Source organism: Deinococcus sp. AB2017081, assembly GCF_034440735.1.
In the GTDB taxonomy this organism is placed as follows: Bacteria; Deinococcota; Deinococci; order Deinococcales; family Deinococcaceae; genus Deinococcus; species Deinococcus rufus.
Genome location: NZ_CP140098.1, coordinates 1,828,149 through 1,845,912, shown reverse-complemented (window position 1 = coordinate 1,845,912; position 17,764 = coordinate 1,828,149). Strand labels below are relative to the sequence as shown.

The window sequence follows — 17,764 nt, the reverse complement described above, 5'->3', positions numbered from 1 at the left end:
CGCGATCAGCGGGCCGCGAGCCACGTCCGGGCCTGGGTTTCCAGAGCGCTGAACGAGGCAAAGCCCACGGCGCGGGCCGCACGGTCGGCATCCCCGGTGTCGGCAAAGGCGCGGGCGAGGGCCAGCGGCGCACCGACCGATCTGGCCGACAGAAACTCGACCATCCCCAGCCCCTGGGCGTAGACGTAGCGCCAGCGGTTCTCGGGGACAGCCGGGAAGTCGGCCAGTTCGGCGAGCGGCACCCAGTCGCTGGCCGCGTAGTCCCGGATGCGCTCCTGGCGGGCGCTCACGGCCTGCGGTGTCCAGTACGCCCGCGACACGTCATCGGCCAGCCCCTCGTGGAGCCACCACGGCACACGCCGGCCCGCCCCCTCCTGCACGGCAGCCGACACGCTCAGGTGCGTGAACTCGTGCGACAGCAGCCGCAGTGTGTCGGCCTCGACGGCGCCGGCGCCGGACAGGATGAGCTTGATGGCCTCGCCGGGCTCGTTCCAGCCGCCCACCGGTTGCAGCGTCAGGTTCACCGAGGCGCTCAGGGTCGCCATGTCCGGGTAGACCTTGACGGTGGCGGCCGGGGGCACCTCCACCGCCAGCACCTCGCGCACGCGGGTCGCCGCCTGGCCAAGGAGTGGAGCCAGCGCCGCCGCCCGTTCGGGAAGGGTGCCGTCGTTGAGGGCATACAGCGCGTAGGGCGCAGCGGGCAGGACACGGAGATCCTCGCCGGCATAGCGCCAGACCTCGCCCCGGCGCTCCAGGCGCACGGGAAAACTGGCCCGCGAGGTCTGCCCGGCCACGCGCTGCCAGGTCAGGGTCAGGCGGGCGGTGGCCTGTGCGGCGTCCGCCTTCACGTCCGACAGCGTGTAGGTCACGCTGGGCTGGGCCACGCGCCCCAGATCGGCCGCGAAGTTCGCCGATTCAGTCACGAAGGTGCCGGAGCCGCCCAGCAGCCCCCGGTAGGCGGCGGCATTCCCGGCCCGTGCCGCCGCCTGGAGCTGCTGTGCCAGCGCCTCCGGCGTGGCCTGCGCGTGGGCGGGCATGGAGAGCAGGGCGGCGACGGTCACGGCGAGCAGGCGCATACCACAGGCTAGCGGGCGGCACGGCTGTGGAGCGTGCCGGGGTCACCACGGGGTGTCAGATGAACTGCTTGACCACGACCACGAGCACCAGACCGCCCAGCGCGAGCAGCGCGGCCACGCTCAGACGGCGGTCGAGCCGCCACCCGGCCACCGCCACCCACAGGGCCGCGAGCACCGGCACGGCCGCCACCCAGACCACCCCCACGACCGACACGTCCGGCAGCAGGACGCCCACCGCCAGCAGCGCCACACCCACCCAGAAGCCCGCCGGGTACAGCCAGTGGGGCAGTCCGGCCAGTTCCTGATGGGTCGCCGGTCGCTCCGGGGCGCTCATGCCTGCCCCCAGTACTTCCACAGCAGCTGCAGGGCCGTGAAGATCAGCAGCAGGCTGAAGAAGAGCTTGAGCTGCGCGGCCGGAATGCGGCTCTGCAGGGCTGCCCCGGCCCGCGCCCCCACCAGCACGCCCAGGGCGATGCCGGCGGCCAGCCGCACATCCAGCAGGCCGCCCGCCTGATAGACCAGCGCGTTGCCCACAGCCGTCAGACCCATGATGAAGGTGCTCGTGGCGATCGCCTGCCGGATCGGCACCCCGGCCAGCAGGTTCAGCACCGGCACCTGCACGGTGCCCCCCCCGATGCCCAGCAGTCCGCTCATGATGCCGGCGAAGGTCATGGCGGGCGGCACGAGTCGGGACGGCTCGCGCTCGACCTCGACCCGTTTCAGGCCGCGCAGCAGGTTGTATGCGGAGTACAGCAGCAGCACGGCGAACACCGTGGCGACCGCACGGGCGGGCAGCACGAGCCCCAGGAAGCTGCCGGCCGCGCCGCCCACGATGGTGTACGGCGACAGCAGGTAGCCGGTGCGGGCGCGCACGAGGCCCTGTTGCAGATAGCTGGCCGCGCCGCTCAGGCCGACCGCCAGCACGCCGATCTGCGACACGGCCACGGCCTGCTGGATGGTGATGTCCCGACCGAAGTGCGGAAGCACGAATTCCAGGGCGGGCACGACGACCACGCCGCCCCCCAGGCCCAGGATCGCGCCCAGCACGCCGGCGAGCAGGCCGATGGCGATCACGGCGAGCGTCATCGCGGAGATCAAGGCTGAATCACGTCTGCGAGGCTAACACGGGGCTGCAGGACGCCTGATGGGCAGCCCTGCGGCGATCTTCACGATCCGCCGCCGGCCGCCGTGGCCACGGATGGCCGCGTCTCCCCGACTGGGGGGATACCTTAATGTTCACCTGTCGTCCTCGGGGCCAGAAATGGGGCTCCCGGTGCCCTCCCAGACGTGAGAAACACCGCTGCCCAGGTTGTCAAGCGCATCTGCGCGGCGTGCTGCCTGCGCGGCCCTGACAGCGGTCTGACAGCGGATATTCAGGGATGTTCATGAAGGTGCCGACGGTCAACCGAAGTGGTTCGGTCGGTCTGGAGCGACCCGGCTGACCCGCCGTCGCCCCGCGCGCCGCCCGATGCGCCCCAGGACGGCTGTTGCGCCCCGACGCGCCGCAGTGGGACAGGCCGGCACGCTGCGGCTGCCCACGCGGCGATCCGGTACGGAACCGCCGATCAGCACGCGACTGCTCCGAACATGAAGCTGCAGGTTGTTCGGCCGGCCACGTGACCAGCCGGAGGACTCCGTGTGCGGCATTGTTCACAGCTCCGATGGCCAGATTCACCATCGGGGGGGGGCACCGCCCCCGGATCTTCACGGTTGGTCAACACCAGTGGCTGGCGTGTTCCGGTAAGACCTCACCTCCTACGCTCGCCAGTATCAGGCCCGCCCTCTGCCGGACCGTCCGACCTGCCCGCCGCCCCACGTCACTCTTCTCCCGAGGCCCGTCATGACCATCACCCGCACCATGCTCGTCAGCTCCGTCCTCAGCCTGCTCAGTGCCGCACTGGCCGCCAGCACCCCCCAGGGCACGGTCATCACGAACAAGGCCACCCTGACGTACAAGGACGCCCTGAGCCAGAGCCGCACCACCGACTCGAACGTCGTCACGGTCACGGTGCGGCAGGTGTACGTGGCGACCGTCACGCCCGACGCTGCCGAGGGGAGTGTGCCGCTCGGCCGGCAGCTGAACACCTACGCCGGCGGCACCCGCCAGTTCCCATACACCCTGAGGAACGGCGGGAACGGCACGGACAGCTTCACGCTGAGCACCGACCAGTCCACCACGGACAGCTTCGACCCGGCCCTGGTCGTCTACCGCGATCTGGACGGTGACGGCGCGTACACCGACGTGGTCACAGGCCCCGTCAGCCTCGCGGCGGACACGAGCGTGAACCTGATGGTCAGCGCGACCATTCCCGCCGGCACTGCCGTCGGCGCCGCAGGACGCTTCGCGCTGGTGGCCACCTCGGTCGGCAATCCCGCCGTGACCGACACCGAGAACTACGCGCAGCTGACGGTCTCGGCGGACGGCCTGCTGAACGTCACGAAGACGGTCGCGCCCGGCGGCACCGCGGCCCCCGGCGATACGCTCACATACACGGTGACCGGTACCGTGGCGAGCGGCAACCCGGTCGGCGGCGTGACGAACGTCGTGACCGTGGACGGCACCCCACGCTCCGGCGTCATGATCCGCGACACCCTGACCAGCCTGGACTTCATGTCGGTGGGCAGCACCGGCGCGGCGCACGGCACCACGACGCCCCTGTACTCCACCGACGGCGGCGGCACGTGGACTGCCTCGAACCCGGGCAGCGGTGTGAACGCCGTGGCGGTGCTCGTCGAGGGCAGCGGCGCCTTCCTGTCCAGCGCCGACACCGTGACGCTGGTGTACACCGCCCGCGTACCCGCGACGGCCCTGGCCGGCTCGACGGTGGGCGGCAGCGCCGTGGGCACCTTCGACGGCAACGGGGACGGCGCGGCCGCCGCCGCGGCCGAGGTGACGGCGCCGGCCACGGTCAGCACGACGGTCGCCACGGTCATCGGCGGCGCGGTCGGCCCTGCCGCCTTCCCGACCGCCGGCGCGAGCGGCACGTACGCCGTGTCCGGGATCACGATCGCCCGCAGCGGCGACACGCAGACCACGCAGACGGACGTCGTGGCCGGTTCCCGCGTCACCTTCCGGCAGACGCTGCGCAACACCGGGAACGCCAGCAGCACCTTCGACCTGGCCGTCAGCGGCGCGCCCAGCGGGTGGACGTGTACCGTCATGAACATCGACGGCACCGACACCCTGAGTGCCCTGAGCACCCCGGTCACGGTGGCGGCCCTGAGCGACCTGACCTTCGCCGTGACGTGCACCCTGCCCTTCAGCGCAGCCGGCGCGACGAACGTGGCCCTGACGGTCACGGCCACCCCCGCCGGCGGCGCCGCCGACACGACCACCAGCACGGTCGCCACGGTGACCGCCGCCGGCCTGCCGCAGCTCGGGAACGGGGACGGCACCGCCAGCACCGCGCCCACCACCACGAACGTGACCGTCGGCGCGAACCCCGGCGCGGACGCCCTGTTCCGCCTGGAACTCCGCAACGGCGGCCCGGTGGACGAGGCCTTCACCCTGGGCGGCGGCCCGGCCGGCACCGTGTACCACACCGACCTCAACGGGAACGGTGTGCTCGATGCGGGCGACACGGCCCTCACCACGACGCCCGCCCTGGCGCCCGGCGAGACCCTGCTGCTGATCGCAGCCGTCCCGGTCGCGGCCGGCAGTCCCGTCGGCACCAGCGCCGTCACGTTCACGGCGACCAGCACCACCGACACGGCCCGCACGACCGGCGTCACGGACACCCTGCGCGTGAACGCCGTGGCCAGCGGCACCTTCACCGCCGACAGCACCCTGAACACGGTGTCCGGCGGCACCGTCACGCACGTACACACCCTGACGAACACCGGGAACGGCCCGGCCGACTACACGATCACCGCCACCCCACTCACCACGCCGGCCGGGTATACGTACACGTATGCGACCAGCAGCAGCGGCCCCTTCGGCGCCACGCTGAGCGGCACGCTGGCCGCCGGCGCGTCCACCGACATCTACATCCGCGTGACCGCCCCGGCCCTCGCGGACACCGCGACGGGCACCGAGTCGGCATGGATCGACGCCGACCTGACCATGCAGGACGCCCCCAACCCCACGGTGGAACTCGGCCTGACCGACACGACCGGCGTGCAGAGCGTCGTGGGCACCGTGAACAAGAGTGTCCTGCGGTGCACGGACGACACCTGCGCTGCGACCAGTGCCATCACGGACGGCAAGGTCAGCCCCGGCGACTACCTGCAGTACACGCTGCAGGTCGTGAACGACGGCACCAGCGTCCTCAGGGGCGCCGTGCTGAGCGACGCGCTGCCCGCCAGCACCACCTTCGTGAAACTGGGCGGCAGTGCGAACGTCCTGTACTCGGTCGACGGCGGCGCCACCTGGACGGGCACCGCACCCACTGCGCTGTCCGGCACGGACGACTTCCGCGCGGGCCTGGACACCAACGCCGACGGCACGATCGACGACTCGGACACCGTCGCGCCCGGTGCGTCCTACACCGTGACCTTCCTCGTCCAGGTCAACTGAGCCGCCCGGCCCAGAGCCCCCTGCCATGCCCCGCGTCTCCCTGCTCCTGCTTGGCCTGCTGCTGACCGGCGCGCACGCCGTGCCGATCAGCAACACCGCCTCCCTCCAGGCCCGCGGCCTGCGCGTCAACTCCAACACCGTCGAACTGCAGCGCACCGCGCCCTGCGATCCGCAGGTCACGCCGGACGGCACGGGCACCGCGCCGGGACGCGTCCTTACCCTCCGCACCCCCGGCAGCGTGGCGCTGCCGTACACCCTCACCCAGGCGGGCGACGTGCCGGGCGACGTGACCGTGCGGGCGACCGTGGTCACCCCGGTGCCCGGCGTGCAGGTGACCCTCCAGGACGCCCCCGCCGGCATGCCGATCACGGGTGTCATGGCCGCCGGTGCCCGCCGCACCGTCACGGTGCTCGTGGTGGCCACCGGGGCTGCACAGGGCAGCGTGGACGTGAACGTCAGCGCGACCTGTGGCGGCGCCGGCGATCCCGTGAACGTCACGCGGCTCCAGCTCCAGCCGCAGCTGAACCTGCTGCTGACCCACACGGTCACGCCGGGCCGCACCGAGGCGGGGCACGTCGTGACCTTCACCCTGGGGCTCCCGAACCCCGCGCCGCAGCCGCTGGGCGCCACCCTGACCGTCACGCTGCCCACCGGTGTGTCCTACCGGCCCGGCAGCGCGCGCGTGGGCGGCGTGCCCGTGCCGGCCACCGTGGGCCCGGACGGCCGCAGCGTCACGTTCCGGCCGCCCGCGGTGGGGGTCGGCAGCACCCTGACCCTCATGTACGACGCGCTGATCGGCCCGCAGGCCCTGGCGGACGGCGGCGCGGAACGGACGCTGGACGTGCCGGGCGTCGCGTCGGCCACCGTGGACGGCGAGACCGTCGTGTCCCCCACCGCGACCGCACACGTGCTCGTCACGCCCGGCGTGTTCGACCGGCGGGCCACGGTGCTCGGCGAGGTGTTCCTCGACGGGAACGGCAACGGGCGGCGCGACCCCGGCGACTCCCCGCTGGCCGGGGCGCGCGTGCTGCTCGCCAACGGTCAGCAGAGCCTCACGGACGTGCAGGGCCGCTACGCGTTCCGGAACGTCGAGCCCGGCCCGTGGCTGCTGCGCCTGGATCCGTCCACCGCGCCGTTCCAGGCGGTGCCCGGGGCCGGCGACCGCCTGGTGGACGTGGCCGGCCTGACCCGCGTGGACTTCGCGCTGCGCGTGCCCACGGCGCAGGGTGCCGCGCCGCCGGCCACGCCGGCGCCGGCCCCGGGCACCACGGTGCGCAGCGGGCCGCTGGTCGTCACGCGGCGCGTCACGCCCCAGCCCGGCGGGGCCAGTGTCATCACCCTCACGGTCAGCAGCGCCCGACCGGTGCTGGACGTCGTCATCCTCGACCGCAGCGGCCCGGACGGCGCGCCCCGCGAATTCCGCGTGGCGTCCCTGGACGCGCCGGTCACCTTCACCTACCTGACCCTCACGCCCGCCGGCCCGAACGACCCGGACGTGCTCTGGAGAGAACCATGACCCCGCACCCTGAATCCCGGCGCGCCGCGCGGCACCGGCCGGGCACGGCGCTGCTGGGTGCCCTGCTGCTGGGCACACCCGTGCTCGGCGCGCATGCGGCGCCCGTGGCGCTGCGCACCGCCCTGTCCGGCCCCGGCGCGCCCGCCGTCCGCGCCACCCTCGACCTCACGGCCGGCGGCGCCACGCGCACCGTGACGGTGCCCGAGGGCGGCACGCTGCTCGACCTGCCGCCCGGCCCGGTGCGCGTCACGCTGCGTGGCGGCGGCGCGACCGTCGAGACCCAGGACTTCACGGTCACGCCCCAGGGCGCGGACGTCACCGTGGTCGTCGCGCCCGCCGTGACCGTGCAGGCCACGCTGCCGGAGTCCGCGGCGCCGGGCGACACCGTCACGGCCCGCATCACGCTGCGCAACGACTACGTGGTGCCGCTCACGCTCACGCCGGATCTGGCCCTCGCGCCGGGCCTGATGCTGCTGCGCGCCGTGAACCTGACACGCACCGTCGCGCCGGGCGCGGCCGTGACCGTGGACGTCCCCCTGCTGGTCGGCGCGGCCGAGGATCTGGGCGTCAGCGTGAACGTGCGCGGCCTGCCCGCCCGCGCGGACGCGCAGGTCGGCGGCCGCCTGCCTGCCCGGGCCGAACTGAGCGTGGTGCGGGCCGGGCCGGATCAGGGCAGCCCACTCGTGAACGTCCGGAACGCCGGTCAGGTGGACGGGCGGTTTCCGGTGCAAATGCAGGCCAGCGGCGTGCAGGGCGCGCACCTGCTGCTGGACGGCCAGCCGCTCGCGGGCGGCACGCTGGACGTGCCGGCCGGCGAGCACGCGAACCTGACCGTGGCGGGCGTGCCGCTCACGGCGGACGCACAGGTCACGGTCACGGTGGGCGGCGTGAGCACCCGCGTGCCGGTTCCGGCGGCCGACGCCCCCCTGGGCGCGGCGCTGACGGTCTCGCCGACCGATCCGCTGCCCGGCGAGACCGTCACCGCGACCCTGACCGTGACGAACCGCACGGGCGGCCCCGTGACCGGCCCCCTGGACGTCCACGCGCCCACGTGGCTCGCCCTGACCGGGCCCGGCGGCACCGTGACGCTGCCGGACGGCGACAGCGAACTGACGTGGACCGGCACCGTGCCCTTCGGCCCGGCCGCGCGGGCGGACGTGAGCGTGCGCGGCAGCGGCCCCCTGGCCGCCGTGCAGGGCACGCAGACCGTGACCCGCACCCTGCTGACCGTGCGAACCGGCGAGGATCCGGAGCCGGCCGTGGCGGGCAGCGTGGGCCTGCTGCCGATCTTCGTGCGCAACCCCGTGAACCGGGCCGTGACCGTGACGGTGCGGCCGGACTCGGCCCGCGGCGCGGACAGCGGCCCGCCCGCCGTGCTCGACCTGGAATCCTACGGCGCGGTCGTGTCGAACATCAGCGTGCAGGGCGACGTGGCCGGCACCACGTCCGTGACGGTCACGCCACTGGTGGAGGGCGTGCCCGCCGGGGTGCCCCAGGCCGGGCACGTGACCTTCACGCCGGCCCTGCAGGCCGAGCGGCGCAGCACGCTGGCCGTGCCGTTCGCGGTGCAGGGCCTCACGACCGGCACCGTGCTCGCCGCCCATCTCCCGCCCGAGGGCACCCGCGTGGTGCCGGGCAGCGCCGCGGTGCTGGCCCCGGGTGGCCGCGTGACCCTGCCGGATCCGCTGGTGGGCCCGGACGGCCAGCTGTACTGGTCGCTCCCGGCCGGGGTGTACGGCGGCATCCTGCAGTACGACGTGGCGCATGCCGGGACGCTCGACGCGCCGGCGCCGCTGGCCCTCACGGCCCGCGTGGGCGACCGGGACATCCTGCTGGCGGGGGCGCTCAGCAGCGCCGACCTCGCGCGCGCCACGCCGCTCAGGGGCGCGGAACGCGACAGCCTGATCCGCTTCCCGCGTGACGGCATGGTGCTGCCCGAGGGCGGCCGCACGGACGTCATCCTGGAAGGCCCCGCCGACGTGCCGGTGCGCGTGACCGTGAACGGCGTGGAGGTGCCGGAGGAGCGCGTGGGCGAGGCCGGCCGCACCTTCGACCGCGAGCGGCTGGTGTACGTGGGCCTGCCCATGCAGGTCGGTGCGAACGTCATTGAGGTGCAGTACGGCGCCCTGAGTGACCGCGTGCAGGTGTTCGTGCCGGGCGCCGCCACGCGCCTGAACGTGACCCTGGAGGACGGCGCGGTCGCCGACGGCGCGCGCCCGGTCGTGCTGCTCGTCCGCAGCCTGGACGCGCAGAACCTGCCGTCCGGGCTGGGGCAGGCGACCGTGAGCACGACGCTCGAACCCCTGGATCCCGACGCGGATCCCGCCACGCCCGGCTACCAGGTGAACCTGCAGGGCGGCGTGGCCCGCGTACGCCTGGAGGCCGTGACGAGCGCCCAGACGCTGGAGGCCGACGCCATGCTGGGCGAACTGCGCACCCGCGCCGCACTGTTCATCCCGGTGCCGCAGCAGGTCACCGCGTCGTACCAGGTGAGTGCCGGCGCGACGTACTCCGCGCGCGCCGGCCTGCGGAGCACGCTGGTCGCCCGCGGGTACGGCGAGTTCCCGCTGGGCGGGGGCCAGATGCAGGTCGCGGCCGACACCGAGCAGCTGCCGGCCCTGACGTCCGCCGGCACGCCCCAGCGCCGCTACCCGCTGACCGGCAGCGGCAGCGAGGCCCGCACCGCGCTGAGCAGCGACGTGGGCCTCGCGTTCCGCTATGAGCGGCGCGAACTGAGCGTCGGGTACTACGACGGGCCGCTGAACGTGCCGGCGCAGAGCGGCCTGCCGAACGCGAGCGCACTGCGCGTCACCGCGAACGACGGCCCAGTCACGCTGCATGCCGTCGCGGCCCGTCTGCCGGGCGGCACCGTCACGGACACCTTCGTGCCGGACGGCGGGCGGCAGTTCACGCTGAGTGTCCCCGCGGCGCCCAGCACCGAGCGCGTCGTGCTGCGCGGCACGGCCGAGCAGGTGCTGGTGGCCGGACGCGACTACACGCTGGACGCGGTGACCGGCACCCTGACCCTGGCCCGCACGCCCAGCCTGTTCGGCGCGGACTTCGAGAAGCAGACGCTGGTCGTCACGTACGCTCCGGCCGGCGAGCAGCGCACGCAGCTGGGCGCCGCCGTGGGCGCGTCGTACCGGCAGGGCCCGTGGTCGCTGGGCGCGTCGGTGGGCGCGGTGGGCGACACCCTGGCGTACGGCGTGCAGGGCCGCTACCAGCGCCCCGGGGTGGAGGTCACGGCCGCATACCAGCGTGGCCCGGACAGCCCGGACGGCCGCGTGAGCGTGAACGGCACGTTCCAGGCCGGGCGCGTGAGCGGCAGCGTGAATGCCGGCGGAACCGGCGACCTGTCCCGCACCCTGACGGGCACCGCGGAGGTCGCGTACCGGCCCGGGCCGTTCGGCGTGCGGCTCAGCGGCCGGGTGCTCGGCCCGCAGGTGTGGACGGCCGTGCAGGGCGAGTGGCGCACGCCGGCGGGCGTGACCGTGTCGGCCGGGCCGGAGGTGCGCTGGGCGACCGGCCCACAGGGCGTGGCCCTGAACGCCCTGGTGGGCGGGTCGGTCACGCGGGGAAACGTCACGGCGGAGCTCACGCACGCGCAGCCGGTGGTGGGCGGGGACGATCCGCTCACGCGCTTCGGCGTGTCGTACGCGCTGAGCGCGACCACGACCCTGCAGGGCCGCGTGCAGCGCAGCGGGCCGCAGGGCCTGCTGAGCGGGGAGCTGGGCGTGCAGCAGAAACTGGGCACCAGCAACCTGAACGTCACGTACCAGCTGCCCGGTGCGAGCGGGCAGGGCAGCCGCGCGCGCTTCGGCGTGAGCGCCCCGGTCGTGCTGAGCAAGACCGTGAGCGCCACGGTCAACGCGTCCGTGCTGCGCGACCTCGACCGGGGCCTGAACACGGTCGGGGCGGGCTTCACCGTGAACTACCGCCGGGACGCGCTGGCCGGGTCGCTGGGCGCGGACTACACCGGCAGCGTGGACGGCCACCGCCTGGGCGTGCGCGGCGGCGTGACCGGCAGCGTGGGCGCCCACGTCCTGAGCGTGGACGGCACGCTGCAGGTGCGGCCGGGCCTCGGGGGGCAGGTGAACGCCAGCCACTCGTGGCGCAGCGACCGCGTGGCCCTGCTGCAGTACCACCGCTTCAACTCGCTGGAGACCGATCCGACGGTCGAGGGCGAGGTCGCACTGGACGTGGTCTTCCCGCCCGCCCCGGGCCGGATGGGCCTGAACCTGCAGCCGTCCGTGGCGTACCAGGTGCCGCTCACGCGCCGGGGGGACGTGACCGTGCAGGCGGGCCTGGGCGTGAGCGTGCCCGTGACCGACCGCTTCGGTGTGGGCGTGAACGCCTACGTGATCGCGCAGCCGGGCTCGGGGCAGTCCGCTGGCACGCTCGGCGCGGACCTGCGCTACCGCGTGCGGGACGACCTGCGGCTGGTGGCCGGATACACCATGAATGTCGCCGGTCCGCAGCTGACCGGCCTGACGCCCGGGGCGGGCGGCGGCATCTTCGTGCGCGCCGACCTGTTCGGAGGCCGATGATGAGGGCCATGCGTGGTCCGATTCACCGCTCCCTGCGGCCCGGCCGGACGCTGGCCGCCGTGCTCGCCACGCTGCTCGCCCTGCTGGCGTGGTCGGCGCCGGCCCGCGCGGGCTCGTGCGCGGCGGTCGCGTGCGTGAGCGCCGGGCCGCGCCTCGTGAGCGTGGACTCCGCGCAGAGCGCCATCCTGAACCCGCTGCTCGGCGGCCTGCTGGGCGGGAACCTCACCCTGAGCGTACTCGACTGGAACGCCGTGGCAACCACGGATCTGCGCCTGGACGCCTTCCTGGGCGCCCTGAAGGTGCAGGCCGGCGTGGCCAGCGTGGACTCGGCGCTCACGTCGCTGCTCACGGTCGCGAAGATCCTGGAGGCCGCCGCGCAGGCGGCCGAGGCGGACGGCAACACGGCCGGCGCGGGCGCCCTGCGTGTCCTGAAGGCGCAGGTGGGCGGTCTGAGCGGCACCATCGCGCTCGGCGACCTGCTGAAGTTCGACTTCCCGACCGGGGCCTTCGCAGACGCCCGCATCAATGCCCTGAACCTCGTGACGGGCGGCGCGCAGCTGTTCAACCGCACCAACGCCGTGACGACCGGCGGCACGCCCATCACCCTGAGCGGCGTGAGCGTGGATCTCAGCGGACTGGGCCTGGGCGTGAACACCGCCACCCCCACCGTCCAGCTGTTCGTGCAGATCGTGGAGCCGCCCATCTACCTGTGCGGCCCGCAGGGCAGCACCTTCCACACGGCCGCCGTGCGCGTGAAACTCGACATCGACCTCAGCGGCGTGAACGTCGGCGTGACGGGCACGTCCGCCACCATGCGCTTCACGACCGTCAGCGCCTACCTGGAGGTCGCGCGGGCCGACGGCACGCTGGCCCTGGTGAACGCCGTGACGCGCGCCCTGACCCTGAACGGCACGCCCGGTCTGGCCCGCCTGGGCATCGGCCAGCTCAGCGACAGCGTGTTCTTCGACCGCAGCCGCGATATGGGCACCAGCATGCCCCTGCCGAACCCCGCGAAGATCGCGGAGGTCACCACCTCCCTGGCCGGATTCGGCACCGTGTACCTCGACGTGAACGCCCGCAGTCTCGCGGACGGCACGTACCCGCTCGCCAGCGTGGCCACCGGCGGGCCGTACCCGCAGGCCGTGACGGTCGGCAGTTCCAGCGCCGCGGTCGCCACGCTGGTCGGCACGCTGGTCACGAACCTGAACCTCACGCTGACCCTCAAGGGGGGTCAGACGATCCCGGCGCTGCTGCAGTCGTCCCTGACCACCCTGATCAGCTCGCTGCTCCAGCCGGTCAAGACCACGGTCGGCACCGTGCTGCAGCCCACCCTGGAAGCCGTCCTGAAGGCCACGGTCGACCAGGTGCTGCGCCTGCTGGGCGTCGGGATCGGGGAGGCCGTGTTCACCATCCACGGCGTGAACAACGCGTGCCAGGTCACGGCGCGCGTGTACCGCGACACGGAACCCGACGGCACTCCCGGCCCGGCCGAGACGTGGGACGGCCCGGCTGTGAGCGTGAACGTCACGCAGTCCGGCAGCGTGAAGGACACCAGTACCGTCGGCAGCGGGCCCGGCACCGTCACCCTCACCGTCCCGGAGGGCACCCGCAGCGTGCTCGTCGCCACGGCGGGCACCGCCACGTCCGCCGCCGCCCCCGCCGGGTACGTCTTCACCGGCCCGCAGAGCGGCACCGTCAGCGTGACGGTCGCCGCCGGCACCACCACCGTCGCCGACCCGTCGTTCGGGCTGTTCCCCGGCGACCGGATCACGGGCGTGGTGTTCCTCGACGACGGGTACGGCAGCGCCGTCGCCCACGACGGGCAGGCGCAGGGCAGCGAGTACCGCGTGGGCAGCCGCGCCGTCACCGTGAGCGGCAGCCTGGGCACGCGCACCACGACGACCGCCGCGGACGGCACCTTCACGGCCTATGTGCCGTCCACGTGGACCGGCGTGACCGTGACCTTCACCGGGCCCGAGACCGTCACCGGCGTGACCGTGGGCGCCGCCACCACCCTCGCCACCGACGTCCTCGCCACCGGCCTGCGCCCCGCATCCCTGCCGGATCCCGCCGGACAGACCCGCACCGTGCAGCTCGGCCTGACGGACCGCCCCGCCCTGAGCGCCGACCAGAGCGGCCGCACCATCGCCCCCGGCACCGTGCGGTACGTGCACACCCTGGCCCCCGGCACGACCGGCACCATCACCCTCGCCAAGACCGGCGCGTTCCCCGGCGAGTACCACCTGGACACCGACTGCGACGGCACGGTCAGCGCCGCCGAGCACACCCCGGTCAGCACCGTCACCGTGGACGGCGCGTGGCCCCGCGACGCCGCCGGGCACCTGAAAGCCTGCGCGCTGGAGGTGCAGGTCAGCGTGCCCGCCGGCACCGCGGCCGGCACCACCGAGGCGGCCCTGGTCACCGCGGCCGTGGCGTGGCACGGCAGCAGCGTGCAGGACAGCGCCGCCGTCACCGACACCACCACCGTCAGTCCGGCCGCCACCATCACCAAGACCGTCGAGAACCTCACCGTGGCCGACCACGTGGTCGCCACCAGTGTCGAGGCCCGCCCGGGCGACACCCTGCGGTACTGCCTGAACGTCACGAACCCCGCCGCCGACCCCATCACGACCGTCACCGTCACCGACACCCTGACCGGCGCGGCGGTGTACACGCCCGGCACGCTCACCCTCCAGGGCGCCGCCCTGACCGACAGCGCCGCCGACACGGACGGCGGCAGCGTGAGCGTCCGCACCATCACCGTGACCCTGACGCAGCTCGGCGCGGCCCAGACGCAGCAGGTGTGCTTCGACACCACCGTTCCCTGAGCGGCGCGGCCACCGGTCAGCACCGCAACGAGGCGTGCCCCACCAGGTGGTGGGGCACGCCTTCACTTCGGGGGCAGCGCTGTCGGGTGCCGCGAAGCCGGCCGGTTCAGGGCGCGCAGACGTTCAGTGCACTCGCCGTGGTGCGGGGCGCGGGGGCGCCCGTGGCGAAGTCCGCCGCGTTCTGGTTGGTGTCCGTGCAGCCGTTCCCGGCGCGCAGGTCGGCGGTGGTGTTCGAGGGGGCCGGCGCCGGGGCGGTGCCTTCGTACGTGGTGGCCGTCGTGCCGAAGCCCACGAAGTCCACGATGCTGGCGGTGCTGCTGGGCGTGTCGGTGGCGGCCAGGGCCGCCGTACCGTTGACCAGCGCCACCTTGCCGGCCGTGCCGCCCATGGTGATGGTGCCCGTGGCGTCCGGGGTGGGCAGCGGCGCGGCCGTGGTGCTCGCTCCCGCCGCCTGCTGCACGAGGTAGTACTGGCCGGGGTTCAGCGTCACGGCGGTCAGCGGCGTGACCTGATACGCGCTCGTGCCGGCGGCGCTGTTGTACTGCACCGAGTACCCGCCCAGGTTCACGGGCGCGCTGCCCGCGTTGAACAGTTCGATGAAATCGTTGCGGTAGGGAGCCCCGGAATTCCCGCCCCCGCCATACACCTGGCTGATCACCAGTCTGCCCACGCCGGTGGGCGCGGCACTGACCGTCACGGCCTGCGTGGCCGTCTGGGTCTGCGCGCCGCGCGTGGCGGTCACGGTGATCGTGAAGCTGCCGGTCGTCGTGTAGGTATGGGTGACCGGGCTGGCGGTCACAGGGCCGGTCGTGCCGTCTCCCCAGTTCACAGTCACGCTGTCGGGCGTGCCGGTGGTGGTCACGTTCAGGGTGTAGGGCTGGTTCGTGGTGGCCGCGCTGCTGCCGGTCGCCGTGACGCCCAGCGGTTCGGTGGGATCGGTGGGGCTGTCCGGCGCGAGGTTCAGCCCGACGAGCACAGGATCGTGGTCGCTGGCACGGAAGGGGGTGGCGGGGTTGTACAGATCGGCCCCGTTGCACGACGTGGTGCAGCCGGCCGTGGCCTTGAACTCGACGTTGTAGTCCGCGACGGTGGGCTCGTCCGAGTTGATGTGCCACTCGGTGATGCCCGTGACCTGGGCGCTCAGGGCCGAGCTGGACAGCGCGTGGTCGAGGTACCCGAACAGGCCGCCGAACTGGTACGAGTAGCGGTCTTCTGCCGGGATGCGCGTGTTCAGGCTCTCGTAGCCGGCCCCGACGATCGCCGTGATGGGATCCTCCGCGCCGTACGAGTTCAGGTCACCCATGATCAGGACGTCCTGGTCGTTCACGCGGGCCTTCAGGCGCTCGGCGAAGGCGGTGACGGCCTGGGCCTGCTGCACGCGCAGCTGGTTCCAGCAGCCCTGGCCGGTGTCCACGTCGCCGCTGCTGGGGCAGCTGCCCTTGCTCTTGAAGTGGTTGGCGATCACGGTCAGCGTGCCGCCACCGGTCTTCTGGAAGGTCTGCGCCAGCGGCGGGCGCGAGTACACGCTGTTCGTGTCGGTCACGTACGAGCCGAATGGGGTCACGCGGGCCGGCTTGTAGATGATGGCGACCTTGATCGCGTCGGTGCCGATCACGCCGGTCTGGATGGCGCGGTAGGTCTCGCTGCCGTAGGCCGTGTTCAGGCCCGCCACGAGATCGTTCAGGGCGGTGTCGCCGTTGTTCTGGACTTCCATCAGGGTGACGATGTCGGCGTCCAGGCCCTTCAGGGCGTTCACGACCTTGGTCTTCTGCCGCTGGAATTCCAGGGCGCTGTTCGCGCCACGGTCGTTCGCGCCGCCGAAGGTCGTGAAGTAGTTCAGGACGTTCGCGCCCGCGACCGTCAGGGTGCCGCCCACGGCCTTCGGCGCGGCGGGCTGCGGGTTGGCCTCCACGAAGGGCACCGTGCCGACCGGTTCGACCTTGAAGGCCCCGTTGGCGTAGTGCAGCGTGCCGGTCAGGCCGGTCACGGTGTCGCCGGTGCGGCGGGTGTTCGCGCCACTGACGTAGGCCAGCGGGTTCGGGTTCTGGTTGGCCCGGCCGTCGTCGAGCACGATGCGGTTGGCGAGCAGTTCCGCCGTACCCGGCAGGGTGGCGCTGTTGCCGTTGGTGGGATTGAACTGGCGCCCCGTAGCGCTGAGGCCCAGTTCGCCGTACCGCCCGTACGGGAAGTTGTCGGTGATGGTCAGGGTGCCGGGGTACGTGACCAGCATGCCCTCGAAGCGTTCCAGATCGTTGAACGGTGCGCTGATCTGCACCGGCTTCACGACCAGCGCAGTGCCGCACTTGCTGAAGCCGGTGACCGCGTCGAGCTCGGTCAGGGTGTTCGGCGCCGTGCCGAATTCCTTGACGTTCGCGGTGAGCTGCACGGTGTCGCCCACCGCCACGGTCTGTGGTGTGGTGCCGGTATACACGAACACGCCGTCGCTGGTGGCATCGTTGCCGTCGCCGGCGTCCTGCAGCATGAAGCCGCTCAGGCCGTTCTGGTAGTCGGCGGTGACCGTGCCACGCACGGTCACGCTCTGCCCGGCGAGCGGGCTGGCCGCGCCGCTGCCCTGCACGGCCGAGATCGGCGTCAGGATGGCGGCGGCACAGATGGCCTGGGCGGCCAGGGTCACGGGCACGGTGCTTCCCCCCTTGGTCAGGTTGAAGGTCGCGCTGCCGCTCTGGCTGGTCTGACCGTCCGCGGTGGTGCCGGTCACGGTCACGGTGAGGCCACGGGCGGTGGGGACAGTGGCGAAGGTCGTGCGGGCCACGCCGTCCGTGACGGTCATGGGCTGGGTGGCGCTGCCCAGGGTCGCGCTGTACGTGGCCGTGACCTCCAGCGTGGGCGTCGCGTTCACGATGACGGTGGCGGTCACGCGGTTCAGGGCAGGGAACGCCGTGGCGCGGCCGGCCTTCAGGGCGACCGTGCCGGTGCCGTCGTACAGCATGACGGCGCGGTCGGCGTCGTCGTAGGCGCTGACCACGGCCACGTACTCGGCCGCGCTCACGCCGCTGACCTGGAAGATCGCCGTGCCGTCCGCCGGGGCAGCGGTCAGGGTCTGGGCCGTGCCGCCCTTTTTAGGGGTCAGTACGGCCTGGACGTACTTGACCTCGGGCGCGACGGCAACGCTCAGGACGGCGACCTTGTTCGCCTGGGCAATCATGTCGGGGGTCTGCGTGGTCTGGGTGGCAGGGGTGCTGCCGCACGCGGCGACAAGCAGGGTGCAGGACAGGACGACGAGCAGGGATGGGCGCATGACTCTCCTTGGGGGTGGGGGT

General features: G+C 73.2%; 8 protein-coding genes. 4 read left to right on the top strand and 4 right to left on the bottom strand.

Annotated elements, in window-relative coordinates:
- Positions 1 to 5: 5 nt before the first annotated feature.
- From U2P90_RS08915 to U2P90_RS08905, 3 genes are read right to left on the bottom strand one after another with little or no spacing between them, the layout of a single operon-like run.
- Positions 6 to 1,076, bottom strand: a complete 1,071-nt coding sequence (locus U2P90_RS08915) for a hypothetical protein (RefSeq protein ID WP_322474643.1) — start codon at positions 1,074 to 1,076, stop codon at positions 6 to 8.
- A 55-nt stretch (positions 1,077 to 1,131) separates the two neighbouring features.
- Positions 1,132 to 1,410: a hypothetical protein gene (locus U2P90_RS08910; RefSeq protein WP_295816261.1), complete on the bottom strand. Its 279-nt coding sequence runs from the start codon at positions 1,408 to 1,410 to the stop codon at positions 1,132 to 1,134.
- On the bottom strand, positions 1,407 to 2,162 hold the full coding sequence (locus U2P90_RS08905) for a sulfite exporter TauE/SafE family protein (protein WP_322474642.1): 756 nt from the start codon (positions 2,160 to 2,162) through the stop codon (positions 1,407 to 1,409). Before U2P90_RS08905 ends, U2P90_RS08910 begins: the two co-directional genes overlap by 4 nt.
- Positions 2,163 to 2,916: 754 nt before the next feature.
- On the opposite strand from U2P90_RS08905, the gene U2P90_RS08900 reads away from it, so the two are divergent.
- The 4 genes from U2P90_RS08900 to U2P90_RS08885 are packed head-to-tail and all read left to right on the top strand — an operon-like array spanning position 2,917 to position 14,483.
- Positions 2,917 to 5,592: a beta strand repeat-containing protein gene (locus tag U2P90_RS08900; protein WP_322474641.1), complete on the top strand. Its 2,676-nt coding sequence runs from the start codon at positions 2,917 to 2,919 to the stop codon at positions 5,590 to 5,592.
- 25 nt (positions 5,593 to 5,617) lie between these two features.
- Positions 5,618 to 7,108 (top strand): hypothetical protein, encoded by a 1,491-nt coding sequence (locus U2P90_RS08895; RefSeq protein ID WP_322474640.1) that lies wholly within the window; start codon positions 5,618 to 5,620, stop codon positions 7,106 to 7,108.
- Positions 7,105 to 11,655: a hypothetical protein gene (locus U2P90_RS08890; RefSeq protein ID WP_322474639.1), complete on the top strand. Its 4,551-nt coding sequence runs from the start codon at positions 7,105 to 7,107 to the stop codon at positions 11,653 to 11,655. The genes U2P90_RS08895 and U2P90_RS08890 overlap by 4 nt, the downstream gene beginning before the upstream one ends.
- A gap of 8 nt (positions 11,656 to 11,663) precedes the next feature.
- Positions 11,664 to 14,483, top strand: a complete 2,820-nt coding sequence (locus U2P90_RS08885) for a hypothetical protein (RefSeq protein WP_322474638.1) — start codon at positions 11,664 to 11,666, stop codon at positions 14,481 to 14,483.
- Between the two features lie 106 nt (positions 14,484 to 14,589).
- Here the strand turns inward: U2P90_RS08885 and U2P90_RS08880 are convergent, their stop codons facing one another.
- Positions 14,590 to 17,742, bottom strand: coding sequence for an ExeM/NucH family extracellular endonuclease (locus U2P90_RS08880; RefSeq protein ID WP_322474637.1), 3,153 nt, complete (start codon positions 17,740 to 17,742; stop codon positions 14,590 to 14,592).
- Positions 17,743 to 17,764 lie beyond the last annotated feature (22 nt).